Genomic DNA, 24,781 nt, shown 5'->3' on the forward strand with positions numbered 1-24,781 from the left:
TGCCGGGCGGGCAGCCGTCGGCGAGGCCCTGCGCCGCGGCCATCAGGTCACCGCGGTCGTGCGCGACCCGGACCGGAGCCCGCACCTTGCGGGGGCCACGGTCCGCACCGGCGACGTCACCGAGGCCGACGCCGTCGCCGACCTGGCGACCGGGCACGACGCCGCGATCATGGCCGCGTACGACGCCGGGGCGCGGCCCGGCGTCTTCTTCCCTGCCGCCGCCCGCGCCCTTGCCGACGGGCTGACGCGGGCCGGGGTGGGCAGGCTGGTCGCCGTCGGCCTCGCGGCGACGCTGAAGACCCCCGACGGCACACCGTTGATGGACACCCCGGGCTTTCCGCAGGAGTTCCGCCCCATCTGCCTGGGGCACGCGGCCGCCTCGGACCTGCTGCGCTCCTCGGACACCACGACGGACTGGCTGATCGTCAGCCCGGCCGGCGACTTCGACCACGCCGGCACACGTTCCGGCCGCTATCGCGTCGCGGCCGTCGACCCGGCCGGCCGCATCTCGTACGCCGACCTGGCGGTCGCCCTGCTCGACGAGATCGACGCCCCTGGCCACCACCGTACGCACATCGGCGTCACCGCAGTGCCGCAGTGAAGTCGCGGCGGTGGGCGGCGGTGAAGGCGTGTTCGCGCCGGGTCCAGGCGATCATCTCCTCCGGCGCGGCGGGCCCGTGGGAGGGGCCGGTCACGCGCTCCGCCCACCACCGGATGTTGCGGGACTGGCGGTCGAGGACGGCGTCGAACACGGCGGCCCGATGAAGGCGACCGGCAGCCCGGCGCGGAACACCGTGTTGTTCGGCCCGGGGTCGTGGTGGCAGACGACCGGGTGTCCGCCGGTGAGGCCGCTGCCGCGGGTGGCGTCGTGCAAGGAGCGCAGGAGTACGCCGGCCGCGGCGACCTGGGTGTCGCTCCAGCGGCGGAACCTGTCCGGCACCCAGCCGGGCACGTAGCTGAAGAGGTCGCGACCGGCCGCGTCCTGTCCGAGATGGCGCGGCGCTCCCGTGAACCGGCGGCGTTCAAGGTGCGTGAGCAGCCGGGCGACGAAGGCGGACGCCTCTGTGGCGGGGCGCCGGACGGTGCCGGCGACGCGGACGACGCCTGAGGTGATGCGCCCGCCGGTCAGGGGCACTTCCGCGGGGACATGTCGCATGCCGGAAAGTCTCCCGGAGCAACGCCGGGGCCGGCGACGCAGCGGAGGAAAGAGCCGGGGCTCCCGCTCGACCCGTCACTTCACTGATCACGTTTTTATGACGATGCGTTTAGGCGCCCGCCGACCCAGGGAGGGGAACGTACGACCGGCCTTCGGGGAGTGCACCGTCAAGGGATCAGTGACGGGTTGGAGTCCACATGTATGACGAACCGGCACCGCCCCCTTCCTTAGCCGCGCGCGTCTGGCACCTGTTACGGCAGGCGGGAGCGCTTTTCCGCCGCCGCCTCGTGGTCATCGTGGTCGTCGTCGCCGTCCTGATCTCCACGGTCGTCCTCGTGAACTACACCCAGGGCTGGTGGCCATGGGGCGGTTGTGAGACGCAGAGCGAGGACGTCGTCGCCGTCGACGGCGAGTGCGTCGGGCTGATGGACCCGGCCGACGGGACGATGGTGCTCGGTGAGGAGTACCGGCAGCTTCTCGAGGTCATCGCGGCGGAGAACCGTGAGGTCGTCGAGGGCGGCGACTACAGCACGATCGCCCTGCTCGCCCCGATGGGGGCGGGCCCGCGCGGGCTGGTCGGCGACCGGGCTCTGCACCAGCTCGAAGGGGCGTTCATCGGCCAGTACCGCGCCAACCGGTCCGAGACGTTCCCCAAGATCCGGCTGGTCCTCGCCAACACGGGCCACGACGGCTCGAAGTGGCGCACGGCGGTGGAGGCCGTACGCAAGAACGCCGCGACGGGAGCGACGGGCATTCCCGGCCAGATCGCCGCGGTCACCGGGATGGGTCCGAGCCAGCAGGAGAGCATCGACGCCGCGCGCGCCCTGGCGAAGGACCCCGGGATCCCGATGGTCGCCGACTTCATCACGGCGGCCGGGTTCAACACCACGGGGGAGATCGACGACGGCGGACCCATTCCGGGTCTCACCCGCACGGCCGTCAGCACCACGGCGCAGCTCGAAGCCATCGCGAAAGAGCTCAAGGACAAGAAGGTCAAGGGCAGCGCGGCCCTGATGTGGGCCGACGTGACCCCGCAGGGCACCAAGGACCTGTACGCCCTCTCGCTGAAGGACGCCTTCCTCGATCCGGAGCTCGGGCTGAAGGAATATGTCGACAAATCCGGACTGAGTTTTCCGTTCGACCCGCGTGGCGGCCCGTCGCTCCTGCGCACCATCAGCGACACGATCTGCGGCACGAAGACCGACATGATCTTCTACGCCGGCCGCCAGACGTTCATGCCGACGTTCCTCAAGCTGCTGCGCAACCGGCCCTGCCGGTCGACGCCGATCACCGTGGTCACCGGCGACGACGCCCAGAACCAGGACCCGGACGACCCGTCGCTGCACGACCCCGACGCGCCGATCAAGGTGATGTTCGTGCCGCTGGCCGACCCCACGCGGCTCGACCACGAGGACAACGAGCACCGTCAGCTCTACCAGCAGTTCAGGAACGAGTTCGTGGCGCCCCACCACGGCGTGGGCTTCTCCGCGGCGCACCTGGGCAGCGGGCTGGCCATCATGTCGTACGACGCGGTGACCGCCGCCGCCACCGCGGTGCAGAAGGCCGCGATCGGCGCCGACCCGTCCCAGCTCAACCTGCCCTCCACCGCGGCGGTGCGCGGGCAGCTCTACCTGTTCACCGGGACGAACGCCATCCGCGGCGCCAGCGGCGCCTTCACGCTCGACTCCAGGACCGGGGAGCGGGTGAACCTCACCGACCCCACACCCGTGACTATCCCGTGACCACGACGACGATCACCAGCGCCGCCGCCGCGACGAGGAGGAGCAGCAGCCGCCAGCGCCAGTCGGACATGCGAGGCCCGCGTACGCGCTCCAGCTCCCCCGCCTCGGTGAGGCGGAGCACCGCCGAGCCGATCGTGAACCGGTCGCCCGGCCGCAGGGTCGCGTAGAGGACGGGCCTGCCGTCGATGTACGTGCCCAGGCCGCCGCTGTGGTCGTGCAGCCGGTAGCCGCCGCTCACCTTGCGCACGGTGGCGTGCGCGGGGGCGACGCCCTGCCCGTGGACGACGATGTCGGCCGCGGACCCGCTGCCCAGCGTGGTGGTCTCCTTCAGCGTCCCGAGCACGGCCGACAGGACCCGCGTACGCGGCACCGTCGCCTGCGCGTTGTCCGACTGATGCCCGACGAGCCGGCCGAGCAGCTCCATGGTGGTGGGCCGCCGCGCCGGGTCCTTGGCCAGGCAGTCGGCGACCAGTGACCGCAGCGGCTCGGAGATCACCGTCACGTCGGGGGTCTCGGTCAGGACGCGGTTGATGATGACGGCCACGTTGCTGCCCGCGAACGGCATCCTGCCGGTGGCGGCGAAGTACATGGTGGCCGCCCAGGCGTGTACGTCGGCCGGGAACCCCACCTCGGTGTCCCCCACCACCTGCTCCGGCGCGAGATAGCCGGGGGTCCCGACGGGCGTGGTGATCACGGCGGTCGCCTCCAGGGCCCGCGCGACCCCGAAGTCCACGACGCGCGGCCCGTCGGGCCCGATGATGACGTTGGCGGGCTTGAGGTCCCGGTGGACGACTCCCACGCCGTGGATCGCCGCCAGGGCGGTCGCCGTGTAGGTCGCCAGCCGTTCGAGCGCGGGCCCCGACAGCGGCCCGTGGTTGTCGACGAGCCTCTGCAGGGACGGGCCTTCCACGTACTCGCTGACGATGTACGGCTGGTCACGGTCGATGGCCGCGTCGATGATCATGGCGGTGTACGCCCTGGGCACCCGCGAGGCGATGGCCACCTCGTCGGCGAAGCGCCTGCGCGCCCTCGGGTCGGCCGCCCCCTGCGCGTGGATCACCTTGACCGCGACCCGGCCCGCCTCGCTCTGCGCGAGGTAGACCGTGCCCTGACCGCCGACACCCAGGCGGCCGAGCACCTCGTAGGGCCCGATACGCCGTGGTTCGCCGGTGTCCATTCAGGCTCCCAACGTCAGCGCGAGGACGACGGCGCACGCCGCCAGGACGACGAGCAGCACCACGACGGCACCGCGCCGGCCCCGCGAGCCGTCGCCCGCCGCGGATCTCCCCCGCCGCCACGCCTCGCGCAGGTTGGCGTCGGTTTCGACGTAGATGCGGTCAGGGGTGACGAGCCACTGCCACGACTCGCCGGCCGCCCGCCATCGCGCGACGTCCACGGTTTCCGGCGAACCGTCCAGACACTGCCGTATCAGACGGCGATGCCGCAAGGGCAGCACCCTGGCGAGCGCGGCCTCGTCCACCGACCACGCCTCGGTGCTCTCCTGGAGGCACCGCACGACGGCCCACGCGAACTTGTAGTAGTCCGACTCCTGGGTGAACGCCCCTTCGCGGGGAAGTTTCCACTGCTCAGGATCGACCTCCGCCAGCGCGCCACGGCCTCCGGCCGGCAGGCAGGAGTCGCAGTCCAGCAGGTACACCGCCGGCGCCGGGTCGACGGTGAAGACGGCGTTGCGCAGTTGCAGATCGCCCACCACGTACCCGTGCTCGTGCAGCCACTGCACCGTCGCGAGCAGCTGACCGAGCACGGCCAGCTTGTAGGGCGGCTCGTAGTACCGCGTACCGTAGTGATCACGCAGGGCGCTCACCCGTTCCGGCGACCGGGTGAGCTCGTCGAGGTGCCGCGGCGCCAGCCGGTCGCGCAGCTCGACGAACATCTGCCGGGGAGCGGGCCTGATCAGGATGCCGGTGATCCGGTCGTGCCGGACCGCCGCGACCGGCCACGCGCAGCGCTGGTCGAGGGTCGCGCGGTCGTGCCGGGGAAGCTCACGCCGCCAGCGCACCATGGCGAGCAGGGCGTCCTCGTCCAGCCCCGCCAGCGTCTCCTCGTCATAGCGTTTGAACAGGAACCGGCCCGGCACCCCGTCGACGCCGCACGGCGTCAGGCTGCGCGCCTGGCCTCCCGGGCGCAGGGAGTAGGCGTCGGCGTCCGTGGGGGGCGTCAGATCCGCTTCGTCGACCACATCTGGGGGGTTCATGCTGCTGCCGCCGCGCTCCTGTCACATGACCGCCGTGTCGTGGCGGCCCGCCCACAACGCCAGAACGGTCCGGTCGTCGTCGTAAGTCGACAGCTGGAAATCCACGTCGTGCAGGAAGCTGCGCAGCTCGGGCGGAGAGCACCACGAGGTGGCGAGCTGCTGGGCCAGCAGGCTGCCTCCGCCGCCCATGGCCGTGCCGAAGCCGTCGCTGCACAGGACCAGTACGTCGCCCGGCTGCCAGTCGATCTGCCGTTCGCGCAGCTCACCGAGGTCGTCCGGCAGGGCCGACGTGACGTTGGCCGGTCGCTGCCCGTCGGGCGGGAAGAGCTCGGTCCACGTCCCGCCGTGGAGCCACAACGCCGGCGAGTCGCCGATGGCCGCGCAGGCGGCGACCCCCCGGCCGCCGTCCGCGGGGACCACCGCGATCGTCAGCGTCGTGGCGGGCGGATCCGACGCCGAGCCGGCGGCGTGGAACCTGGCGGTGACGCGCATGACCTCTCCGGCGACGGCGGCGAAGGCCGCGTGCCAGCCGTGGTCGGGCGTCAGGGCGAGGTTCGTGGCGGCGCGTACGGCCACCGCGGCGGCGTGTTCGGCGTGCGACGTGCTGCCCAGCCCGTCGGCGACGGCCGCGATGACCCAGCGTCCGTCGGCGCTCAGCCGTACCGCGTAGGCGTCCTGCAGAGGTTCGCCGCGGTAGCGGTGGCGCCGCCCGCGGATGCTCACCGCGCGGACCGTGGTCTGCGCGAGCATGCCGCCGTCGAGCGCGACGCCGGGAGCGCGCGAGTCCGCGCCGCCCGCGAGCAGGACGGGCAGTGGCTGGGGAGGCGGCCCGAGCGGCGCCCTCCCGCCGGCCGCGGCGGCGCGCGTCCTGCGCGACAGGACGAACCACCCGAGAAGTACGGCGCCCGCGCCCACGACACCGGACAGGATCCACCACGGCGGGCTTGCCGCCCACCCGCCGCCCTGCACGGTCACCGTCACCGTGGGCTCCGGCGAGGGCGCGCCCGGCCGGCCCGGCAGACCCGCCGGGCCGATCCCGGCGGCCAGGACCAGCCCCGCCAGCGCCGCCCTGATCATCTGAGCTGCCGCATCCCGGCAGGACCGCGCAGAACGGCCGTGTTCCTGTTGATGGAGGCGCTGATGCTGTCGGAGACGGCCTGCGCGATGCCGTGCAGCACCGTGGCCGCGCCCGTCGCGACCTCGCCCGCGAAGGCCAGCACCTCGCCCCGCAGGGTGGTGGCGACCCGCCGCAGGGTGTCCTCCTGCACCGTTCCGAAGCCGAGCGCCACGATGTACGGGGCCGGGTCGAGGCCCGCCAGCCGGTCGCGCGCCGGGCCCCAGACCTGCACGTCCTGGTGGGTCGCGCCGACGTACGGCTCGCCGTCGGTGATGAAGAAGACCACCGGCGCCCGTACGTCGAACTGCTTGGACAACTTCCTGTAGTCCTTCTCGACGATCTTCACGAGCCCGCGGAAGGCCGCCAGGTAGTCCGTCTGCATGCCCGGTCTCAGCGCCGGCACTCTGAGGGCGTCGCACGGCCTGGTCAGCGGGAGCACCACCTCGACCTTGTCGGCGAAGGACACCACGGCGACGTGCGCCGCCTCGCTGACGCCCGGATCGCCCGCCTCCAGCTCGAACAGCAGCTCGCCCACGCAGTTGGAGAGCACCTCGAAGGGGGTGGGCCGTCCGTCCTCGCGGGCGGTGTGCATCGAGTGCGACACGTCGCACACGATGTAAAAGGGGAAGGCGCGGGGGCGCCCGTTAGCCGATGCCATCGGCTTTTCATCCTGATTGCGATTGCCAATCTTGGCAAGGCTCTCAAATTGGGTCGACAGGCGGACCCGTCGTGCACTGTGATGGTCCGACGGCCTGTCGTACGACCATCACAGGAGCCCGCACTTGGTGACGACCGTCGATCCTCGCCCCACGATCACTGCCGAGCTCGTCAGAAGGCTGGTCGACACGCAGTATCCGCAGTGGGCCGGGTTGCCGCTGACGCTGCTCGAACCGGCCGGCTCCGATCACGTCATCTACCGGCTGGGCGAGCAGCTGACCGTGCGGCTGCCGCGTCACGCCGGCGCCATCGGACAGGCCGCGAAAGAACTCGAGTGGCTGCCCAAGCTGGCCCCCCACCTGCCCCTCGCCATTCCCGCGCCCGTGGCGGTGGGCGAGCCCGGCTTCGGCTATCCGTGGCGGTGGGCGGTGTCCCGCTGGCTGGAGGGCGAGGTGGCGACCGTCGAGACGCTGGGCGACTCGTCCGCGGTCGCCGTGCGACTCGCCGAGTTCCTGGTGGCCCTCCAGCAGTACGACGTACGCGCCCTGAGGAACCGCGACGGCCTCGCCGGTCAGGCGCTGGAGAGCCGGGACCGTTCGACCCGGGCCGCCATCGCCAAGGTCGGCGACGTCTTCGACGCCACCGCCATGACCGACCTGTGGGACACCGCCCTGACAGCTCCCGGGTGGGACCGCCCGCCCGTCTGGTTCCACGGCGACTTCCACACCGGCAACCTGCTGACCCTCGACGGCCGCCTCCACGCGGTCATCGACTTCGGCGGGCTCGGCATCGGCGACCCGGCCTGCGACCTCACCATCGCCTACACCCTGATGTCGGCCGGCAGCCGGGCGGCCTTCCGTGAGGCGCTCGGCGTGGACGACGCCACGTGGATGCGGGGCCGCGGCTGGGCCCTCACGACCGGCCTGAACGCCTACACCTCCTACGCCGCCGTCAACCCGGTCATCGCCGCGCAAACCTCCCGCCAGATCACCGAGGCCCTCATCGGCTGACGCTTGCCGTCGCCTGCGGCCGACTGCTGACGGGCCTCAGACGAGGTCCCACCACGGTTGTACGCCTTCCATGGCGACGAACTCGAAGAAGTCCATGTTGCCGATCTCCAGGTTGTCCGCGAGCGACCCGACCTCGCGGCACGGGACGACGGCGGGTTGCCCGGGGGTGTCGTACAGGTCGACGGCGGTCAGCGGCCGGCCGGGCTCGGCGAAGGTGCGGGCGTCGGCCAGCGCGACCAGCGTGGTGTGTTCATCGGGCGGCACCAGCGCCGGCACCTCGCCCGGGTGAAGGCCCTCGAAGGCCCGGTCGTCGACGACCAGCGCCGTCAACGGGGCGTGCTCCCCGTCGTGCTCGTCCGTGCCGACGCAGCCGTCCTCGTCGATCCCGCCCAGCTCGTCCAGCAGGGCGTGCCAGCCGTCCTCGTCGTCGAAGGAGGTGCGGACGAGCAGGGACATGTCGGTGGAGGGCAGCGCCGGGAACGACCGGCCCGGCGGCGGGGCGGGCATGGGGAAGGCGGGCCGGCCGGCGTCCCCCATGTACATGCCGGACCGGTCCATGCCGCGTACCAGGTCGTCGAACGTGAGCGCCCCGCCCAGCAGGCCGGCCAGGACCTCGCCGAGCCGGGCCGGTGGAACGCGGACCCCACGCCCGGGCACCGCCGCGAGATCCACCAGCAGCGGCCCGTCCCCGCCGAACACCACCGGAATGTCCACCAGGACGGCGACCGGCGGCACGGAACCGCCGTCCGGGACGAGCGCCGGGATGGCGCCGCCGTGCACGTAGTCCCAGGCGGGATTCTCGACCGGGCGCAGCCGCACCCCGCCGTCCGCGAGGACCTGGTCCTTGCCGGGCAGGCCACCCCACTGGGCCCTGCCGTCCTCGTAACAGGTGCAGACCGACAGCACCTCACCGGGCGCCGCCGGGGGAAGCGAAGGACGGGACATGGTTCCTCCCAGGTTCACGGGCGGGTGGCGGCGGCCTGGCGCCGCTGCGGCTTGGTGGAGGTCGCGCCGAGGAGGGCACGGACCCTTCCGGGCGTGTGACCCACCTCTCCGCGCATGACCCGCGTCAGGTGGGCCTGGTCGCTGAAGCCGAGGCCGGCCGCGAGCGCCGCCAGGTCCGTCTCGCCCTGGTCGAGGCGCGTCAGCGCGCGGCTCAGGCGCACGCGGTTGCGGTAGCGGCTCAGGGGCATGCCGACGTGGTGGCGGAAGGTGTGGCTCAGGTGTGACGGGGAGGTGCCGAGGCGGCGGGCCAGGGCCACCAGGGTGGCGCAGCCGGGCTCGTCGGCGAGGATCGCTTCCCTGGCGCGGTCGGCCAGCTCTCGCCGCCCCGGCGGGGACACCTCACGGGGCTGCTCGCGCAGCGCCAGCAGCAGCAGGTCGAGGAGGGATTCGACGGCGGCGTAGCCGGGGTCGGCGCCGGAGCGCAGCAGCAGGCGGTGCGCCAGTTCGAGCCGCGCGTCCACCCGCACGGCCGGAGAGCGCACGGCGTCGACCTCCTCCGTCAGCGCGTCGCCGGTGAGCGTGATCGAGGTGCACACGTCACCGCCCGCGGGGTGGGCGAAGCGCACCTCCTCCCCCGAACGGTGCAGGTAGCCGGTCGTGGGCTCGACCGTCAGCTCCCGCCCCTGGGCGTCGAGCCGGAACCGCCCCCGCCGCACCAGCACGATCTGGGCGCCGGAAGCCGTCTCGGGAGCCGACCAGCCGCCGTGGTCGTCGGTGCACTCGACCGCGCGGATCACGAAGTGCGGGCTCTGGATCAGCGGTCTCTCTGTTCGCACCGGACAACCGTACGCAACGGCACCGACAGGACGGCCCCCGCATATTCGTTCAAGACCGGGCGGCCACGGACGGCCGATGCTGACCGTATGCTCACTTTTGTTCCCCCGTCGGTCACGGCTGCCCGGCGGGGCCGGATGCTGGCCGTCCTGCTCACCGGGCAGGCCATGGCGTCCATAGACGCGTCGATCGTGTCCGTAGGCGCGGTGACCATCCGCGAGGGCCTGCACGCCGGCGACGCCGAGATCCAGCTGATCGTGTCGGGCTACCTGCTGACCACCGGAGTCCTGCTGGTCACGTGCGCGCGGATCGGCGACGTCATCGGGCACAGGCGTGCGTTCCTGCTGGGGCTCGGCTGGTTCACCGGCGCGTCGCTGCTGTGCGGGCTGGCCCCCGACGCGACCGTGCTGGTGCTCGCCCGCATCGCCCAGGCCATGGGGGCGGCGCTGCTCACGCCGCAGATCTTCGCCCTCATCCACCTGCACTGGGAGGGGGCGGCAAGACGCCGGGCGATCGGCGTCTACAGCATGGTGCTCGCCCTGGGGGTCGCGATGGGGCAGGTCATCGGGGGGCTCGTGGCCGGCGCCGACCTGTTCGGCCTCTCCTGGCGGCCGATCTTCCTGATCAACCTCCCGATCGGTGCGGTCCTGCTGGCGATCGGCCTCCGGGTCCTGCCGAACCTCCGTACGCACCAGAACGTGCGCCTCGACCTCGCCGGCGTGGCCCTGCTGACCGTCGCCATGACGGCGCTCACCCTCCCGCTCATCTTCGGGCAGGATCACGGCTGGCCCGCCTGGGCGTGGATCTCGCTGGGGTGCGGCGCCGCGCTGCTCGTGGTGTTCGTCCGCCACGAGATCAGGGCGCGCAATCCCGTGCTGGACCTCGCGGCGCTGCGGCCGGACGGGACCAAGCCGGGGCTGGCGGCGTGCTGGATCGTCATGGGCTGCTACACCGTCTTCCTGCTCACCCTGACATTGCACCTGCAGACCGCGCTCGGCTACTCGCCGCTGCGGGCGGGGCTGGCGTTCGTGCCGTACGCGCTCGGTTTCGGCGCGCTCAGCCTCACCTGGAACCGTTACCCGCAGTGGCTGCAGAACGTGCTGCCGACAGCGGGACCGATCGCCTTCGCGGTGGGGGCGGCCCTGCTGGTGCTCCTCCACCGGGACGAGTGGAACCCGTGGAGCGCCGTACCGCTGCTGCTGCTCGCCGGGGCCGGCCACGCCGCCGGCTACAGTCCGCTGATCGCGCAGATCACCTCCCTGGTGGAGCCGCGGCTGGCATCGGCGATCTCGGCGCTGAACGCCACGGGCCCGGTGCTCGCCGAGGTGACCGCCGTCGCCGGCATCGGCAGCCTCTACTTCGCGGCGCCCACCTCCGCCGACGGTCTCCTGCGGGTGGTCGCCGCCGTCAGTGTCCTCCTCGCGATCGGTACGGCGTGCGCCCTGCGGGTCGCCGTGCTGGCCCGGCGTACCACACGAATCTGATCGACCTCCAGCGCCGGCCGCGGAAAGCCCCGTATGCCGGTTGTGGTCTTCCAGCGAACGAACGCAAAGGCCTATCGCGACCAGCGTTGGAGGGCTACCGTCTTGCATATGGCCATCCCGATGCCATCGCGGCGAAACAATGATAGTTGCGACAAAATGGATGAGTTCGAGCGCGACAATGGGGGAAAGCCGCAGTTCACCGGATGGCCGGCGCCTCAAGTCTCGCCCAACGGCCACGGAGATCCCTCACTCGACACCAGAACCGTCACCGTAGATCTTGACAAGGCTGTATTTGAGGCGCTTTCCCGGAAAGCCAGAGCCGACGGCCTTAGGATCGCTGACGTGATCCGCACTGCCGTAGAGCGTGAGGTCGGCAACAAGACCCACGCCATCACGCTCATACAGCGGTGGAATCTCCAGCGAGAGGATCTCGATCGGGCGGCGGATTCGCTCGATGTGGACCGGATGTCGGACGAAGAGTGGGCTCGTCTCGGCTTGAAGCGGAGTCGAGAGGACTGAACATGGTGCCTGGACGGGTCCTCGATGTGAGCGCCCTCGTCGACATCACGGTCGCGAAGACTCAATACTCCCGGTCGGTGGTAGCAGCCTGCCTGTACGCCGGAGGCGAGTTGTGCATCCCGGCAACCGCTCTCGCCGCCGTGTTGTCGATATCGCCACTGGCGACCCAGATCGAACTCTTCGAACTCATCAGCAATCCGGCGGTCAAGGTCGACGACTTCACCAGCGGGAAAGTGGGGGATATCGCGGAGATCCTCGAAGGCTCCCGCGATGTCACGGCCGGCCATGTCATCTGGTGTTCCCGGATGCGGAAATGGCCCGTTCTCACGGATCGAGCCGACGAACTGCGTGCCTTCGACCCGCACGTTCTCATCGACACGCTGCCCTGAATCACCACCCCGCGCGAGTGCTCAGCACCATGCCCGTCGTGAATATCTCACCATCACGCCGCCGGAAACCCTGTAGCACTATGCGAAGGAGATCCATCCGCCGTTTCTGAGAAGGGGACGTCCCATGGGCAGAGCACGCCGCAACAGGCGTGCCGAACCCGGGCGGGCCGCCCCCACCCCACAGGCCGAGCCGGCCGGGCGGGGGAAGGCCATGCGCACCTGGCTGGCGGGAATCCTCAGCGCTGTGCTCATCGCGGCGATCGGTGTCGTGTTCACCGCCTGGTTCAACACGCGCGGGCACGACACGGTCGACCTGATCAGCGGAGAACCCCCCGTCGAAGTCGGCCACGTGGCCGTCGACCACTCGGCCCAGGACACCGCCCTGAGGGAGCCGGTGACCGATCCAGGAGAGCGCGCCATCCTGCTCGGCAACGCGTCCGGCGCGCGGGTCGACGCCGTCATGACCCGCCATCACCGGGCCCCTCTGGAAAGGGCGGACGCCACCGTCGTCCTTGTCGGCAACCGCAGCAGCGTACGCATCGTCGACATCAAGCCGCGCGTTCTCACCCGCGCACCGGTCTCGGACGGCGCGGTGCTGATCAGCACCCCCGCCGGCGAGGTCGACACGGTCGAACTCTCCGCCGACCTCGACGAGCCCGCTCCCCGTTTCGCCGCCGCCGAGGACCCGGGCACGTCCTACTTCAGGAAGAAGCAGATAGACCTGAAACGGGACGAGAGGATCACGCTCTCCCTGTCGGTCAAAGGCACGGCCGCCTACTACGAGTTCGATCTCCAGGTCACCGTGCTCGCGGAGGACCGCACCGAGCAGTTGACGATCGAAGGGCCGGGCGGGAGCCCGTTCCGGGTGACCGGCACCGCCGAGGCCTACCGCTCCTACTACACCGTCTCCCCGCTGCGCGGCTGGCAGCCGATCTCGCGCGGCGAAGCGTGTGTGATCGAGCGGAAGATCCAGCAGGTCAAGGAGTGCTGACCGTGCGCGGGCGCCACGCGGCCGCCGTCCTGCTCGCGGCGGTCCTGATGGCCTGCTCGGCCGCGTCCGCTCCCCCGCTGCCGCTCGTGCCCGTCGAGTGGCGTACGGCGTGGTCGGTGTCCACGGACGCCGGCACCGGCGAGTCACCCTTCGACGCGCCCAGAAGCGCCGTGTCCGGGCACGCGGTCGCCGTCGCGACCCGCCACGGCGCCGTACACCTCCACGATCCGCGCACCGGCGGGCTCCTGCGCTCCATCCCCGCCGGGCCGCCTCTCACGGGCGTGTGGATCGCGGGCGACACGCTGGTGGTGTCGAGAGGTACGCCGGACGTCGTCACGCACACCCTGGACGCCCACGACCTGACCACGGGCGCCGCGCTGTGGGAACGCACGATCACCATCTCCCCGCGCCGGCCGGGGACAGACGGTCCCGGCAACTACCGGGGCTCGCGCATCATGGTGACCGAGCGCGGCATCGTGGTGTTCGAACGACCGGCCGAGCCCTTCCACGTCCAGGCCCTGGACCTCCGCACCGGCGCCGCCACGGCACGGATGACGTATCCGCCGGGCTGCCACCTTCGCGGCGCGGCCACCGCCCGGTCGGTGGCGTTGCTGAGCCTGTGCGCGGGAGACGACGCGCGGCTCGCCTCGCTGCACCCGCGCACGCTGCGGACGGAATGGACACGCGCGCTGCCGCCCTCCTCGTCACCGCCGGCCCAGGACTCGGCGATGCAGGTCACGGCCAACGCGGCAGGACACCTCCACGCCTCGGTGGCCGACGATCACTACTTCGCCGGGGCGGACGGCCGGCTGTTGCCCACCGCCCCCGGAGCCGCGCCGGTCACGGCCCCCGGCCGCTGGGTCCCGCCCCTGTTCGCGGCCTCCTACTCCGCGGCGGCCGACCATGCCAGGGCCGTCCCGGACGGCCAATGGCCGCTGGCCGCATACCTGTTCTCCGTCGACCCCGGCATCGGGCGGCTGGCCGCGTTGCCGCTCGACCTGCCGTACGACCGGGTGTCCCTGGCCGGGTCGATCCCCGGGATGGCCTTCGTGCTCAGCGATGTGCCCGGCCGGTTCACCGCGTACCGGCTGGTCCACGGGCTTTCGCGTGGGCCCGCACGCTTCGGCGCCGTCCCGGCGAGCGCCTGGCCGGACGCCTGCGCGCTGCTCACCGGCCGGGACCTGTCCGTCCTCGCCGACGGCTATCACCCGGTTCCCCGTACGGACGGCGGTGCGGACGGCGGTGCGGACGGCCGTGCGGCGGGAAAGGCACGGACGAAGCCGGCGAAATGCGACTGGATACCGCCCACGGACGACGGCGTCGTCGTCTCGCTCTCCGTGGAGTGGCTGTCCCCGACGTACGCGGGCGCACGCGCGTTGTTCACCGCCGAGGCCGCCGCCGTCAAGGAGGCCAACGCCATCGATCCCACCACCGAGAGTCCCGGCTTCCTGTCCTACACCGTGGCCGAGACGAACGGATTCTACGGCGCGACCCTTGTCAACGTGGGCCCCGTCATCGTCCGGCTGACCTCGCTCTCGCGCGAGGCGGTCCGGCTCATCTCCCCCACGCTGCAGCGCAGGCTGCTCGCGCGGTACCGGCCGGGCGTCCGCGCCCCCGTCCCCGCGCCCGCGCGCGGCTGGAGCCATCCGACCGACGCGGTGATCCATGCCGAGCCGGTCGTGGCCGGCGGCGTCGTCCACGCGACGAGCGGCGACGGCACGGTGTACGCCCTGGACGCCGCCACGGGAACGCTGCGCTGGCGTTTCCGTACGGGTGGTTCGCTGCTGGTCGATCACGTGGTGGCCGGCGGCACGGTGTTCGCGGCGAACACCTCCGGCAGGCTGGTCGCGCTGGACGCCGCCACCGGCCGCATGCGGTGGAGCCGCAGGATCGACGCGATGAGCGACCTCGTGTCCGCGACCGGCCGCCTGTACGTATGGACCAGGAAGTCCCCCTTCTCCACGAAAGCCGAGGTCCTCGCGCTCAACGCGGCCTCCGGCACGACATTGTGGAGTTTCCGGCCGGAGGGCGACGTCCTGAACCCCGATCCCGTGCTGGCCGGTGAGGTCGTCCACGTCGGCAGCGACCACGGCACCGTGTACGCGCTGGACGCCGCCTCGGGGGCCATGAAGTGGCGCTTCAGGGCCGGCGGGGAGCACGACCACACCTATCTCGCGCGCGCCGGCGGGGTCGTCCACGCCGCGAGCACCGACGGCAGGGTGCACGCGCTGGACGGTTCCTCCGGGCAGGTCCGATGGAAGGCGAGGATCGGCGGCCCCGTCGGCTCCCGTCCGGTGCCGGCCGGCGCGACCGTGTACCTCGGCGACACGAACGGCGCGACGTACGCGCTGGACGCCGGCTCCGGCACACGGCTGTGGACCTTCCCCACCAGAGGCGACAAACCCGGCTACAAGTGGAGCGCCGCGGCAGCCTCCGGACTTGTGCACGCCAGCGGCGTCGACAGCAGGTTGTACGCGCTCGACGCCGCCACCGGCACGCCACGCTGGAGCTTCCCGCTGGGCAAAGGACCTGTCTCGGGCCCGGTGGTGAAGAACGGGACCGTGCACGTGGGGCACGACGAGGGAACGATGCACGCCCTCGACGCCGCCACCGGCACGGCGCGGTGGAGCGTACGGACCGGCGGCACCATCGAACCCCGGCCCGTCGTGGCGGGCGGCTTCGTCTACGTCGGCAGCGCGAACGGCAACCTGTACGCATTGCCGTCAGCGAACCGACCGTAACAAGGAACACGGATCTTGACGATGCAGGCGTCGCTGCCGACCATCGGTGAATGCGCCTTCCTCGTGTCAAACCTGAGCATGCTCCATACCGGCTCGGCGACGGCACCATCCGCCTCGGCGGTGCCCTGCACGGCATAGCGTCGGAAATCACGGATGCGGACGGCTGGGCGTGGACCGCTCTGACGCTCATGAACGGCACACGTTCCCCCACGGAGATCGCCTCCGGGCTTCGCTCTCGTTTTCCCGTCCTGACCGGCGAGGACGCTGAGGACATCGTCGAGACCCTTCTGTCCTCCGGCCATGTGGAAGAAGCCGACCCGAGCCCATGCCAGGAGCTGACCGCGCAGGAAAAGGACCGTTATAGCCGCAGCAGAGAGTACTTCCGCTGGGTGGATCTCACTCCCCGCGATCATGGCTGGGAACCGCAGGTGCGGATCAAGACCGCTCGAGTGCTGGTGCTCGGCCTGGGCGGGAGCGGCAGTCACGCGGCTTGGGCACTGGCGACAGCCGGAGTGGGCCGGCTGCACCTAGTGGATCCCGACGTCGTCGAGTTGTCGAACCTGAACCGGCAGTTGCTCTACACCGAGGCCGACATCGGCCGCCCCAAGACCGAAGTGGCGCTGGAACGGCTGCGGCAGACCAATTCCGGTGTCGACGTCACCGTGGAGAAGGTGATGGTGAACAGGTCCGAGCAGTTGGCGAGCTTGGTCGACGGATTCGACGTCTTGGCGCTGTGCGCCGATCGGCCGCGCGAGCCGCACGGCATCCAGACCTGGGCCAATCGCGCATGCGCGAAAGCAGGGATTCCGTGGGTGAGCGGTGGGTACAACGGACCCCTCATCAGTGTGGGAGTCTTCGGCCCCGGTGGACCCTGTTTCGAGTGTGTACGGGCCGGAATTCCGCCACAGCCCGGCGCCGACTACGCCTGGCCCGGTGCGACCAGCGCGTCCGCAGGATTGTCGGGACATCTGGTCGCGCACGATGTCCTGGCCTTTGTTACGGGGACCATGACTACCCCGCCAGGCTATTTTCACGGGGTGACGCTGCTGGACCCGAACGGACATGTGTACGCCCGATATGCATCGAGGCCTCATTGTGAAGTCTGTTCTTGATCCTTGGCCGAACAGACCATACTCTCGCAGTTGCCGTTCCCGACCCGATTGGTAAGGAGTGTCATGAGTAACACCCCCTCTCCGGAACCACAGCAGGAGCGGAAGCCGCGTAAGAAAATTATCGTTCGCCGGCTGGAGAAGATCGAGCCCACCGCGTCGACTCCCAGCCAAGGAAACTCGAACTGATTCACGTGCGGGCAGGGCAACCTGCCCGCACCCCCAAGGAGGCGTGATGAATAACGTTCTGAGCCGCTTGCGGAACGCGCCTGCCACAACGATGAACGCGACCGAGTACGGCGCCGACTTCGCCAGGGAGTTCGAACGCGCCAGCGGCGTCCTGTGGAAACTTGAACGTGCTCAGCATTTCGACGAGGGAGATCTGCCCAGCTACCTGGCAATGCTCGACGGAGACTGGGACCGAGCGATGGAACTGGCGGAACAGATGCGTCCCGGTTTCCGCAGCGACAATCCCGACCACATGGACTTCCGGCGGATCCGGATAGTTGAGGAGCCATTCTCTCCGTACGTCCGCTGGGAACTGGCGTTGCTAGCCATGCGCGCCGAGGAGGGTGAGAACAGCAGGGTGGTGCCCGTCTCGGCGGTGCACCCGTACGAGGCCGACGGCCCTGTGCCGGAGCTGGTGCTGTTCAACCCGGCCCTGCTGTACGAAGTGCTCTACGACGAGATCGGAGTGCACACCGGCGCACGTAAGATCACCGACCCGGATTTCGTCGAACCCTGCATACCGGTCCTGGCAAGTATCTTCGACGAGGGCGAGGACCTGCGCACGTACTGCGCCAGGATGAGGGTGGCTTGACGGTCACCTTCCACAGGCTCGGCGTCCGCCATGATGGCGACGAGTGGATCGTCGGGCGGGTGGACTCGGGCGACTTCGTGGCCGTACCCGAGGAAGGGCTGCTGGCCATCCGCCTGCTCCAGCAGGGCATGGACGTCGAGCAGGCCCGTGTTCACCTGTTGGAGGAGACCGGTACCGACCTCGACGTGGCAGACTTCGTCGCCGCCTTGTCGGAAGCGGGTCTCGTTGCGGAGGTCGAGGGGCACCCCATACCCGGTCCGGCGTGGCAGCGACCGACCTTCCCCTGGCTCCAGCCCCGGCACGTGCGTTGGACGTTGCATCCCGCATTGCACCTGGCCCTGCTGGGCCCGATCGGGACAGGGATCGCCTGCCTGGTCTTACGGCCTGCGATCTTTCCTGGGTGGGAAGCGGTCCTCTGGACCGACCACGGCGCCGCCGTACTTCTGACCTGGGCGGTGGTCGCGTGGCTGACGACCGGACTCCATGAGCTGGCTCATTTGCTCACCGCCCGTGCCGCCAGCGTGCCCGCGCGTATGAGCCTCGGCACGCGCCTGCAGTTCCTGGTGGCTCAGACCGATGTCTCGGGAATCTGGGTGGCGCCGACACGGATCCGCGTCACCGTCTACCTGGCCGGCACAGCCGTCGATCTGACGATCTCGGGCATGGCCTTGACCTGGGTGTTCGCCATAGGACCGAACCCGATCGTTTCCTGGGTCATCCTCATCCAGACACTGCGCCTCGCTAATCAGTTCCTCGTGTTCATGCGTACCGACCTGTACTTTCTCCTGCAGGATGTCACCGGCTGCCGAAACCTGTACGGGAGCGGCGCTGCCTATGTGGTCGGTCTCCTTCGGGGCAGACGCAACACGCTGGCCTCGCTACCGCCACGCGAACGACTCAGCGTGCGTCTCTACGCGGTGCTCCAGAGCGTCGGCACTCTCGCCTGCCTCTCGTTCGCGGTACTTGTGACGCTGCCGCTGGTGGTCACTCTGATCGTGCACTCGGTCCAGGACCTGCTGGGAGCGAAGGAGCCGTGGGCGATGGCCGAGGCAGTCGTGGTGCTGGCGCTCATCATCATTCCGGATCTTCTATGGGCCCGCGCGTGGTGGCGCAGGCACGGACGGCGGGTCAGACGAGCGGCGGCGACAGCAGGTTCTGCCGTGCGCACCCTTTCGCCTTAATGATCCTCACGAGATGCGGTGAATTGATCCACACTGCCGCGCTCGCTGGGCAACTCCACTACTCGGTGATACTGTATAGTAGTACTCGGTGTCATTGAGTAGCTAGGGGGTCGGCATGGATGACCTGACAGAAATACTGAAGGGCACGCTCGAAGGCTGCGTGCTGGAGATCATCCGCAGCGAGGAGACCTACGGGTACGCCATCACGCGCCGGTTGAACGACCTCGGCTTCACCGACGTCGTCGAGGGGACGGTTTACGCCATCCTGCTGCGGCTGGAGAAGAACGGGCTCGTCCAGGTGACGAAACGCCCCTCCGAGCTGGGCCCGCCGCGCAAGTTCTACGCGCTCAACGACGCGGGCCGCGAAGAGCTCACGAAGTTCTGGGCGAAATGGGAGTACGTCTCATCACGGATCGACAAGCTCAGAGAGGGCGGGGAATGAACATCTGGCAGACCATGACCGGCAGCGACCTCACCAGGGAATGGCAGGATTTCGCGACCCGGGCCGAGGCGTTGCCGGCCGACCACCAGGCGGCGTGGGAGAAGGTCCAGGCGCACCTTCTTCCCTACTCGGACTTCACCGGCCGCAACCTGCTGCCGATCCTCGACGGCGCTCTCGGGCTGCTCGAAGAGACCGCCGCCGACGGGCTGAGCATTCACCAAGTGCTCGGTGACGACCTCGAAGGATTCTGCGCGGCACTGGCCGGCGGAGAAGGTGCCCGCACCTGTCGCGACCGATGGCGCGAACAGCTGAACAGGAACGTCACCAGGAAACTGAGCCGGCTAGGAGGTTGACGTGGGGATCCAGGAGATCATCGAGAGCAAGAAGCAGTGGCGTGCGCACATGGCCCGGGTCAAGGCGCTTCCACCGGACCACCGGATCGTCTACAAGGAGATCCAGCGCTACTTCTTCAAGGTCGGCCCGGCTGACGCTTCCCTGCTTCCGGGGCTCCTCGACTTCCTCGAGGAGGGCGCGGCTGCCGGCAGAGGAGCTGTGGAACTCGTCGGCAACGACGTCGCCGCCTTCTGCGACGACCTGGTGAGAGACTCACGCACCGACGCCTAGTCGAGCAGCAGGAGACCCGGCCAGGCGTTCTGAAAATCGGGCAGGTTCTTCAGGGCCGGTGTCCAGGGTTGCGGCGTCGGACTACCCGGTCTCGCGGCTCTCCGCCAGCGCGTACGAGAGGGCGATGCCGAGACACAGGGACAGTGAGATGCCGAGAACGAAGTTGTGCAGCACGACGCCCAGTCCCATACCGATCGCGATGCTCGGCCACATGCCGACTTTCCAGTTGGGGGTGTTCTTACCGTTCGTCATGGTTCGATCCTGGTGCAGGACCGTGTAGCGGCGTAGACATCGCAATCATGAGTCCGACATGACAGCTGTCACACGGGCGGCCGACCTGGCACGCGGCGGACGGGCAGCCGTGGCAAGGCGTGACAAACCGTGAACAAGAATCGGTAGCTCGCCGAACTACGAGTGTTCCGACGTCACCGCCTGAAAGGCCGGCTTGCATGACAGCTTCCCTCCGAGATTCGGCGCCTCCCAACGAGGACACCGATGCCCAGGTGATAGAGGCGTCGAGGCGACACCCTGATCGTTTCGGCGCCGTCTTCGATCGCTATTTCTCCTCCATCCACCGCTACGTACACCTACGCCTGGGCGCGTCCGCCGCGGACGACATCGCCGCGGAGACCTTCCTGCGCGCGTTCCGCAGCCGAGAACGTTTCGACCTCAGCTGCCCCAGTGCCCGCCCCTGGTTATACGGCATCGCCTCCAACCTGGTCGCCGACCACCGTCGCAGCGAGGCGCGCAGATATCGGGCACTGGCCAGAAGCGGCGATACGGCGGAGGTCGCCAATCACGACGAGCGGGTGGTGCAGCAGGTCTCCGCGGCGGTCATCCGGCCGCGGCTGGCCACCGGCCTCAGCCGGCTCTCTGCCGGTGACAGGGACGTCCTGCTGCTGGTCGCCTGCGCCCAGCTCAGCTACGAGGAGGTGGCCGAGGCTCTCGGCATACCTCGCGGAACGGTCGGATCGCGTCTCAATCGTGCCCGCAAGAAACTCCGCAAGATCGTCGGCTCCGAAGGGGAGGCACTGTGATGAACGAACTGGAAGCTCTCAAGAGCCACCATGACAGCCTGCCTGGCCCCTCACCCGAGGTGACCGCGCGCGCACGGGGCCTGCTGGCCGAAGAGGCCGAGGCCGAGCGGGCCGGTGAAGGCCACGGTCAGCCGGTGTGGCCGCCCAGGCGGGTGCCCGGCGGATTGCCCGGGCGCCGACTGGCGATCAAGGCGGGCGTGGCCGTGGGTCTCGCGGCGGCGGTGACCGCGGGCGTGAGCGTGGTGCGTGGCGGTCAGAATTCAGCTTCGTTCGGTACGCCTCCCGCCAACGCCGCCGAACTGCTCCAGAACGCGGCCTCGGTCGCGGCACGGGAGGAGGCGCCCGGCCCGGGGCAGTTCGTCTACATCGACTGGAGAATCGTCACGTTCGCCACCGGCTCGGAGGGCGACTACACCCAGGACGTGCGCCGAGAGGTGTGGATGCCGGCAGGGGATCCCGGCAAGGCTCTGACGCGCTCGACGTACGGGCAGGTACACGTCGTAAGCGGAGGACGCCCCGTGCACCCGCCGTCCCCCGGGGCGGTGGAGTACCAGCGCGCGGGGCAGTGCCACGAGCGCTCCCTGGCGCTGCCGTTCCAGGCCACCGATCTTCTCGCCGATCCCGATCGGGCTCTGGCGAAGATCCGCGAGGACGCGAAGACGTTCGTCCGGGCGGACCAGCGCAGACGAGGAGAGACGGAACTGGGCACGCGCGAGATCGACATGCGGGTCGAGAAGGTCATCGCGAGCTCGCTGCACGAGCTGGCGCAGGACCCCCTCACCTCCTCCGAGGCCAGGGCCGCGGTCTTCCGCACGCTGTCGAAGCTGCCGACCGTGACCATCGTCCCCAACCTCACCGACCCCGCCGGACGACGGGGGGTGGGCGCCTCGCTCAAGCTGGACACCCCCGACGGCTGGGAACGCGGCGAGCTCATCTTCGAGCCGGTCACGTACCGGTTCCTCGGCCACCAGTCCTGGCTCGGGCGGCAGGAAGGCGGACAGGTCAAGGAGGTCCGGACCGGCAGCATGGCGGTGATGGCGGTGGAAATCGTCGACTCCATGCCGGAGGTTCCCAAGGACGCGGGCAAGCCCACGCTCTGCTGACCAGGCATTTCCCGTACAGTTCCAGGGCCGCGTCGCACGGGAGCACCCAGTGCGGTTGAGCGTCCGCGGGTGGCGGACACAGGCCGTGACAGCGAAGCGCACGGACGCTCAGCCCTCGGAGGAGGCCAGTTCATCGTCGGGAACGGCGTTTCACGTGGGCCGATGACGTACGCCTGCTCCGTGGCGCCCTACGCGAGCGCGTCCGACGCGCCGAAACCACCTGCGCCTCCCAACCGGCCCACCGCATCGAGGCGATGGAGACGCCGACGAGAATCGTGAACGCGCCCCCGAGCACGTTCAGAACCCCGAGGCCGACCTCTCCGTCTGGATCGCCGATTCCGGGAGGTGGGCCCTCTGCCCAGCTCATCACGGCCCACGCCTGCGTCGCTACCACCACACCGAACACGATCGTGGCCGCAGCCATGACGTAGCCGGGAGGGCGCGCCCATGACCGCATGAACACAAGCAGGATGCCGATCAGTAACCCGAGCGGGACGGTCACGAGCTGAAACAGGTTCATGGTGATCAGGGCATCGAGACGTACATGGTTCACATCACTGCCGGACCGGTCCCCTATGAACGGGATCGTCATGACACCGCCGCTGATGAGGCCGAGGGCAAATAATCGAAGTACCACCACGTACACCATGATCGTGGACATGCCCGACCACAAGGAGCCCGATCACAGCAAGCCGGAGCCGGGGTTCACCTTGCCGAGGGATGATCCAGTGAGCGTTGCAGGTCGCTGCGGCTCAATGCAGGGCAGCCAAGAATCTCGGTCAGCACGGTCCGTTGCCTGTCGGTCAGGTCGTTGAAGAACACAACGGCCGTGGCCTGGGTCTCCGTGCAGGCTTCTGCAATTTCGCGCACCTTGCCCGTGCTCATCAGCGTTCGCGCCGAGTAGGGCTGGTCCATGTTCGCCCTTCCTCCTGGCGCTTGACCCTTCTTGCCGCCCGAGATGCCTCGGCGTTGCACGAACCGTCGGACGACTCGCCCACCCAGGTTGCTGATCTCCTCAGCGAGATCGTCCATGAGGTCGGAATGATTTTTCCGCTTGGCGGAGAACAGGCCGGCGATCAACACGTCGGAGTCTGCCACCAACGTCGCCACGTGAGGTGCCGGCTCAACGTTGGATCGCCGATGCTCGCTCATCTGCTGACGCCGGCGGCACATGCACCTCAGTGTAAGGACGTTCCCATCGCTCTTCCCACCTGCGTCTGATCGCCGGTGATGCGGTCCACGCACCGGCCGACCAGGGCCCGGCGGTCCCGTTCCGTACCTCGTGGACCGCCGACGACCTCATGGCCACGACCTTCCCGGACGGGTTCACGCCCGCAGATCCTGGACGTGACCGTGGACGACATGCACATCACCATCCACGACAACGGCGAACCCATCCGGGTCGTGCCCCGAACTACCTCGCAGGAGATCACCCAGAAGCTGTCTTCGGCCTTGTGGCAGCCTCCGCCGTGAGGCCAATGGGCAGATGAGCTCGAGGAGATGGGTCTCCAGAGACGCCGAGAACGCGAAGGTTGACGAGGATCAATGGGGCTCGTTTCCGTCACAGCAGACGGGCACGAGTGGGTGGCCAAGGCCCACTCGCGAGGCGGCTTCACCACTACGCTCCACCTGAGCGCTGAAGGCCGCTGCCGTCCGCTGTCTCTCATCGTCACACCAGGTCAGCAGGCCGACTGCCCCCAACTGCAGCCGGCGCTGGAGCACGCAAGAAGCCCGACAGCCTCGCCGCTGACAAGGCATACAGCAACGGCCCATGCCGCCGGCACCTGCGCCGACGCGGCATCAGCCACACCATTCCCGAGAAGAGCGACAGCCAGGCCGCCCGCCTGCGCAAAGGATCACGCGGCGGAGGGCTACCCGCCTTCGATAAGGACCGCTACAAGGGTCATGACCGGAGCTCATGACCGGCGGGCGGCATCTACCGCGCAGCGACAGCCTCGACTTCCAATAGCCACGCTTCGTCGTAGATGCCCGTGATGATGACCGTCAGAGCCGGAGCGTGGTCGCCAAGTGCCTCCTGCCGGATGGCGGAGTTCTCCTCCCGATACGCCCTGTCTGACAGAAACGTGGTCACCTTGACCAGGTCGGACAGGCCCATCCCGTGATGAGCCAGCGCAGCCGCCAGATTGGCCCAGACCTGTCGGCACTGCGCGGCAAATCCGTCCGGGAGGCTGCCGTCCGGCGCCACCGGAATCTGTCCGGAGACATGGACCAGGCGTGCAGGAGCGGTGATCTCGTACGAGTGACGGTAGCCGCCACCATCAGGAACTATCGGGCCAGGAGTAATCATGTGCGGATCGTGACAGCACAGCAAATCCGCAGCAACCGAGATAACCCGCCCTGACAACCGCGACACGTTAGCCCGCCCTCTTGATCGCCCGGACAGACCCTGAGAGATTCGACCTCCTGACTTCCTGCTTGCGAACGGGAGCCAGTGACCTCATCGAGGGCCCGCATCCCTGGTCAAGCGTTAGGTGCGGGCTGACAATATGTGATCTTGTGAGCTGACGTTGCTGTATTCCGCTGCTGTAGTGCGCCACGAGGCGCTGTGTGACCGAGTGGAGGTGAAAGGACTCCATCGCCTGGCTGTCGCAGCGGCCGGGTGGAGCTGAGGGCAGCCTGATCCGGGGGACGCCGGGGAGGGTGG

The 24,781-nt window shown here is 69.5% G+C and carries 27 protein-coding genes; 16 read left to right on the forward strand and 11 right to left on the reverse strand.

Features of this window, described 5'->3' with window-relative positions; all coding sequences use genetic code 11:
* Nucleotides 1-601 (forward strand): NAD(P)-dependent oxidoreductase (locus tag E1295_RS36045; protein WP_132637723.1); only part of this gene is annotated, 601 nt, incomplete at its 5' end.
* A gap of 90 nt (nt 602-691) precedes the next feature.
* On the opposite strand, the gene E1295_RS36050 is transcribed toward E1295_RS36045, so the two are convergent.
* Nucleotides 692-1,156: a hypothetical protein gene (locus E1295_RS36050; RefSeq protein ID WP_220449065.1), complete on the reverse strand. Its 465-nt coding sequence runs from the start codon at nt 1,154-1,156 to the stop codon at nt 692-694.
* A gap of 197 nt (nt 1,157-1,353) precedes the next feature.
* Between E1295_RS36050 and E1295_RS36055 the strand changes: the two genes are divergently transcribed.
* Nucleotides 1,354-2,898: a type 1 periplasmic-binding domain-containing protein gene (locus tag E1295_RS36055; RefSeq protein WP_132637725.1), complete on the forward strand. Its 1,545-nt coding sequence runs from the start codon at nt 1,354-1,356 to the stop codon at nt 2,896-2,898.
* On the opposite strand, the gene E1295_RS36060 is transcribed toward E1295_RS36055, so the two are convergent.
* From E1295_RS36060 to E1295_RS36075, 4 genes are read right to left on the reverse strand one after another with little or no spacing between them, the layout of a single operon-like run.
* Nucleotides 2,888-4,075 carry an FHA domain-containing serine/threonine-protein kinase gene (locus E1295_RS36060; RefSeq protein WP_132637727.1) on the reverse strand — a complete coding sequence of 396 codons (1,188 nt, stop codon included), beginning with the start codon at nt 4,073-4,075 and terminating at the stop codon, nt 2,888-2,890. The genes E1295_RS36055 and E1295_RS36060 overlap by 11 nt on opposite strands.
* Nucleotides 4,076-5,113, reverse strand: coding sequence for a protein kinase family protein (locus E1295_RS36065; RefSeq protein WP_132637729.1), 1,038 nt, complete (start codon nt 5,111-5,113; stop codon nt 4,076-4,078).
* Nucleotides 5,114-5,134: 21 nt separating this feature from the next.
* Complete coding sequence (locus E1295_RS36070) at nt 5,135-6,190, reverse strand: protein phosphatase 2C domain-containing protein (protein ID WP_132637731.1); 1,056 nt, start codon at nt 6,188-6,190, stop codon at nt 5,135-5,137.
* The gene (locus E1295_RS36075; protein WP_132637733.1) at nt 6,187-6,888 is read right to left on the reverse strand and encodes a vWA domain-containing protein; all 702 of its coding nucleotides are present in this window, start codon (nt 6,886-6,888) and stop codon (nt 6,187-6,189) included. Before E1295_RS36075 ends, E1295_RS36070 begins: the two co-directional genes overlap by 4 nt.
* A gap of 127 nt (nt 6,889-7,015) precedes the next feature.
* On the opposite strand from E1295_RS36075, the gene E1295_RS36080 reads away from it, so the two are divergent.
* Nucleotides 7,016-7,897: an aminoglycoside phosphotransferase family protein gene (locus E1295_RS36080; protein WP_246080760.1), complete on the forward strand. Its 882-nt coding sequence runs from the start codon at nt 7,016-7,018 to the stop codon at nt 7,895-7,897.
* Between the two features lie 36 nt (nt 7,898-7,933).
* Here the strand turns inward: E1295_RS36080 and E1295_RS36085 are convergent, their stop codons facing one another.
* Both E1295_RS36085 and E1295_RS36090 read right to left on the reverse strand, forming a co-directional pair.
* Entirely contained in the window at nt 7,934-8,842 is a 909-nt protein-coding gene (locus tag E1295_RS36085; RefSeq protein WP_132637737.1) for a DUF6924 domain-containing protein, read from the reverse strand.
* Nucleotides 8,843-8,856: 14 nt separating this feature from the next.
* On the reverse strand, nt 8,857-9,678 hold the full coding sequence (locus E1295_RS36090; protein WP_132637739.1) for a helix-turn-helix domain-containing protein: 822 nt from the start codon (nt 9,676-9,678) through the stop codon (nt 8,857-8,859).
* An 87-nt stretch (nt 9,679-9,765) separates the two neighbouring features.
* Between E1295_RS36090 and E1295_RS36095 the strand changes: the two genes are divergently transcribed.
* The 11 genes from E1295_RS36095 (at nt 9,766) to E1295_RS36145 (ending at nt 19,976) form a co-directional block, all read left to right on the forward strand.
* Nucleotides 9,766-11,160, forward strand: a complete 1,395-nt coding sequence (locus E1295_RS36095; RefSeq protein WP_132637741.1) for an MFS transporter — start codon at nt 9,766-9,768, stop codon at nt 11,158-11,160.
* Between the two features lie 156 nt (nt 11,161-11,316).
* Complete coding sequence (locus E1295_RS36100; RefSeq protein ID WP_132637743.1) at nt 11,317-11,679, forward strand: hypothetical protein; 363 nt, start codon at nt 11,317-11,319, stop codon at nt 11,677-11,679.
* A 2-nt stretch (nt 11,680-11,681) separates the two neighbouring features.
* Nucleotides 11,682-12,068 (forward strand): hypothetical protein, encoded by a 387-nt coding sequence (locus E1295_RS36105; protein WP_132637745.1) that lies wholly within the window; start codon nt 11,682-11,684, stop codon nt 12,066-12,068.
* A gap of 124 nt (nt 12,069-12,192) precedes the next feature.
* Nucleotides 12,193-13,059, forward strand: coding sequence for a hypothetical protein (locus tag E1295_RS36110; protein WP_132637747.1), 867 nt, complete (start codon nt 12,193-12,195; stop codon nt 13,057-13,059).
* Between the two features lie 2 nt (nt 13,060-13,061).
* Nucleotides 13,062-15,800: an outer membrane protein assembly factor BamB family protein gene (locus tag E1295_RS36115; protein WP_132637749.1), complete on the forward strand. Its 2,739-nt coding sequence runs from the start codon at nt 13,062-13,064 to the stop codon at nt 15,798-15,800.
* Between the two features lie 50 nt (nt 15,801-15,850).
* Nucleotides 15,851-16,912: a HesA/MoeB/ThiF family protein gene (locus E1295_RS36120; RefSeq protein WP_132637751.1), complete on the forward strand. Its 1,062-nt coding sequence runs from the start codon at nt 15,851-15,853 to the stop codon at nt 16,910-16,912.
* A gap of 277 nt (nt 16,913-17,189) precedes the next feature.
* Complete coding sequence (locus tag E1295_RS36125) at nt 17,190-17,729, forward strand: DUF6879 family protein (protein ID WP_132637753.1); 540 nt, start codon at nt 17,190-17,192, stop codon at nt 17,727-17,729.
* Complete coding sequence (locus E1295_RS36130) at nt 17,726-18,910, forward strand: hypothetical protein (RefSeq protein WP_132637755.1); 1,185 nt, start codon at nt 17,726-17,728, stop codon at nt 18,908-18,910. The genes E1295_RS36125 and E1295_RS36130 overlap by 4 nt, the downstream gene beginning before the upstream one ends.
* 115 nt (nt 18,911-19,025) lie before the next feature.
* Nucleotides 19,026-19,352 carry a PadR family transcriptional regulator gene (locus E1295_RS36135; protein ID WP_132637757.1) on the forward strand — a complete coding sequence of 109 codons (327 nt, stop codon included), beginning with the start codon at nt 19,026-19,028 and terminating at the stop codon, nt 19,350-19,352.
* Nucleotides 19,349-19,705 carry a DUF1048 domain-containing protein gene (locus tag E1295_RS36140; protein ID WP_132637759.1) on the forward strand — a complete coding sequence of 119 codons (357 nt, stop codon included), beginning with the start codon at nt 19,349-19,351 and terminating at the stop codon, nt 19,703-19,705. The genes E1295_RS36135 and E1295_RS36140 overlap by 4 nt, the downstream gene beginning before the upstream one ends.
* Nucleotide 19,706: 1 nt before the next feature.
* Entirely contained in the window at nt 19,707-19,976 is a 270-nt protein-coding gene (locus E1295_RS36145; RefSeq protein ID WP_132637761.1) for a DUF1048 domain-containing protein, read from the forward strand.
* A gap of 81 nt (nt 19,977-20,057) precedes the next feature.
* On the opposite strand, the gene E1295_RS49230 is transcribed toward E1295_RS36145, so the two are convergent.
* A complete protein-coding gene (locus E1295_RS49230; protein ID WP_166427578.1) occupies nt 20,058-20,228 on the reverse strand; it encodes a hypothetical protein in 171 nt (56 codons plus the stop codon).
* A 197-nt stretch (nt 20,229-20,425) separates the two neighbouring features.
* Between E1295_RS49230 and E1295_RS36150 the strand changes: the two genes are divergently transcribed.
* Entirely contained in the window at nt 20,426-21,013 is a 588-nt protein-coding gene (locus tag E1295_RS36150; RefSeq protein WP_132637763.1) for an RNA polymerase sigma factor, read from the forward strand.
* On the forward strand, nt 21,013-22,116 hold the full coding sequence (locus E1295_RS36155; protein WP_132637765.1) for a CU044_5270 family protein: 1,104 nt from the start codon (nt 21,013-21,015) through the stop codon (nt 22,114-22,116). The genes E1295_RS36150 and E1295_RS36155 overlap by 1 nt, the downstream gene beginning before the upstream one ends.
* 130 nt (nt 22,117-22,246) lie before the next feature.
* Here the strand turns inward: E1295_RS36155 and E1295_RS36160 are convergent, their stop codons facing one another.
* The 3 genes from E1295_RS36160 to E1295_RS36175 form a co-directional block, all read right to left on the reverse strand.
* Nucleotides 22,247-22,777: a hypothetical protein gene (locus E1295_RS36160; protein WP_132637767.1), complete on the reverse strand. Its 531-nt coding sequence runs from the start codon at nt 22,775-22,777 to the stop codon at nt 22,247-22,249.
* Between the two features lie 44 nt (nt 22,778-22,821).
* Nucleotides 22,822-23,289: an HflX-like GTP-binding protein gene (locus tag E1295_RS36165; protein ID WP_246080758.1), complete on the reverse strand. Its 468-nt coding sequence runs from the start codon at nt 23,287-23,289 to the stop codon at nt 22,822-22,824.
* A 763-nt stretch (nt 23,290-24,052) separates the two neighbouring features.
* Nucleotides 24,053-24,424, reverse strand: a complete 372-nt coding sequence (locus tag E1295_RS36175) for a RidA family protein (RefSeq protein ID WP_132637769.1) — start codon at nt 24,422-24,424, stop codon at nt 24,053-24,055.
* Nucleotides 24,425-24,781 lie beyond the last annotated feature (357 nt).

It is taken from the genome of Nonomuraea mesophila, from assembly GCF_004352805.1.
GTDB classification, from domain to species: domain Bacteria; phylum Actinomycetota; class Actinomycetes; order Streptosporangiales; family Streptosporangiaceae; genus Nonomuraea; species Nonomuraea longispora.

Bases quoted from the DNA above. Each gene is read 5' to 3' on its own strand.
- E1295_RS36140 (WP_132637759.1), top strand. From the start codon at position 19,349: ATGAACATCTGGCAGACCATGACCGGCAGCGACCTCACCAGGGAATGG.
- E1295_RS36125 (WP_132637753.1), top strand. From the start codon at position 17,190: ATGAACGCGACCGAGTACGGCGCCGACTTCGCCAGGGAGTTCGAACGC.
- E1295_RS36085 (WP_132637737.1), bottom strand. From the start codon at position 8,842: ATGTCCCGTCCTTCGCTTCCCCCGGCGGCGCCCGGTGAGGTGCTGTCG.
- E1295_RS36055 (WP_132637725.1), top strand. From the start codon at position 1,354: ATGTATGACGAACCGGCACCGCCCCCTTCCTTAGCCGCGCGCGTCTGG.
- E1295_RS36075 (WP_132637733.1), bottom strand. From the start codon at position 6,888: ATGGCATCGGCTAACGGGCGCCCCCGCGCCTTCCCCTTTTACATCGTG.
- E1295_RS36120 (WP_132637751.1), top strand. From the start codon at position 15,851: ATGCGCCTTCCTCGTGTCAAACCTGAGCATGCTCCATACCGGCTCGGC.
- E1295_RS36095 (WP_132637741.1), top strand. From the start codon at position 9,766: ATGCTCACTTTTGTTCCCCCGTCGGTCACGGCTGCCCGGCGGGGCCGG.
- E1295_RS49230 (WP_166427578.1), bottom strand. From the start codon at position 20,228: ATGACGAACGGTAAGAACACCCCCAACTGGAAAGTCGGCATGTGGCCG.
- E1295_RS36100 (WP_132637743.1), top strand. From the start codon at position 11,317: ATGGATGAGTTCGAGCGCGACAATGGGGGAAAGCCGCAGTTCACCGGA.
- E1295_RS36135 (WP_132637757.1), top strand. From the start codon at position 19,026: ATGGATGACCTGACAGAAATACTGAAGGGCACGCTCGAAGGCTGCGTG.
- E1295_RS36165 (WP_246080758.1), bottom strand. From the start codon at position 23,289: ATGTGCCGCCGGCGTCAGCAGATGAGCGAGCATCGGCGATCCAACGTT.
- E1295_RS36110 (WP_132637747.1), top strand. From the start codon at position 12,193: ATGGGCAGAGCACGCCGCAACAGGCGTGCCGAACCCGGGCGGGCCGCC.
- E1295_RS36065 (WP_132637729.1), bottom strand. From the start codon at position 5,113: ATGAACCCCCCAGATGTGGTCGACGAAGCGGATCTGACGCCCCCCACG.
- E1295_RS36160 (WP_132637767.1), bottom strand. From the start codon at position 22,777: ATGTCCACGATCATGGTGTACGTGGTGGTACTTCGATTATTTGCCCTC.
- E1295_RS36060 (WP_132637727.1), bottom strand. From the start codon at position 4,075: ATGGACACCGGCGAACCACGGCGTATCGGGCCCTACGAGGTGCTCGGC.
- E1295_RS36175 (WP_132637769.1), bottom strand. From the start codon at position 24,424: ATGATTACTCCTGGCCCGATAGTTCCTGATGGTGGCGGCTACCGTCAC.
- E1295_RS36150 (WP_132637763.1), top strand. From the start codon at position 20,426: ATGACAGCTTCCCTCCGAGATTCGGCGCCTCCCAACGAGGACACCGAT.
- E1295_RS36070 (WP_132637731.1), bottom strand. From the start codon at position 6,190: ATGATCAGGGCGGCGCTGGCGGGGCTGGTCCTGGCCGCCGGGATCGGC.
- E1295_RS36105 (WP_132637745.1), top strand. From the start codon at position 11,682: ATGGTGCCTGGACGGGTCCTCGATGTGAGCGCCCTCGTCGACATCACG.
- E1295_RS36155 (WP_132637765.1), top strand. From the start codon at position 21,013: ATGAACGAACTGGAAGCTCTCAAGAGCCACCATGACAGCCTGCCTGGC.
- E1295_RS36050 (WP_220449065.1), bottom strand. From the start codon at position 1,156: ATGCGACATGTCCCCGCGGAAGTGCCCCTGACCGGCGGGCGCATCACC.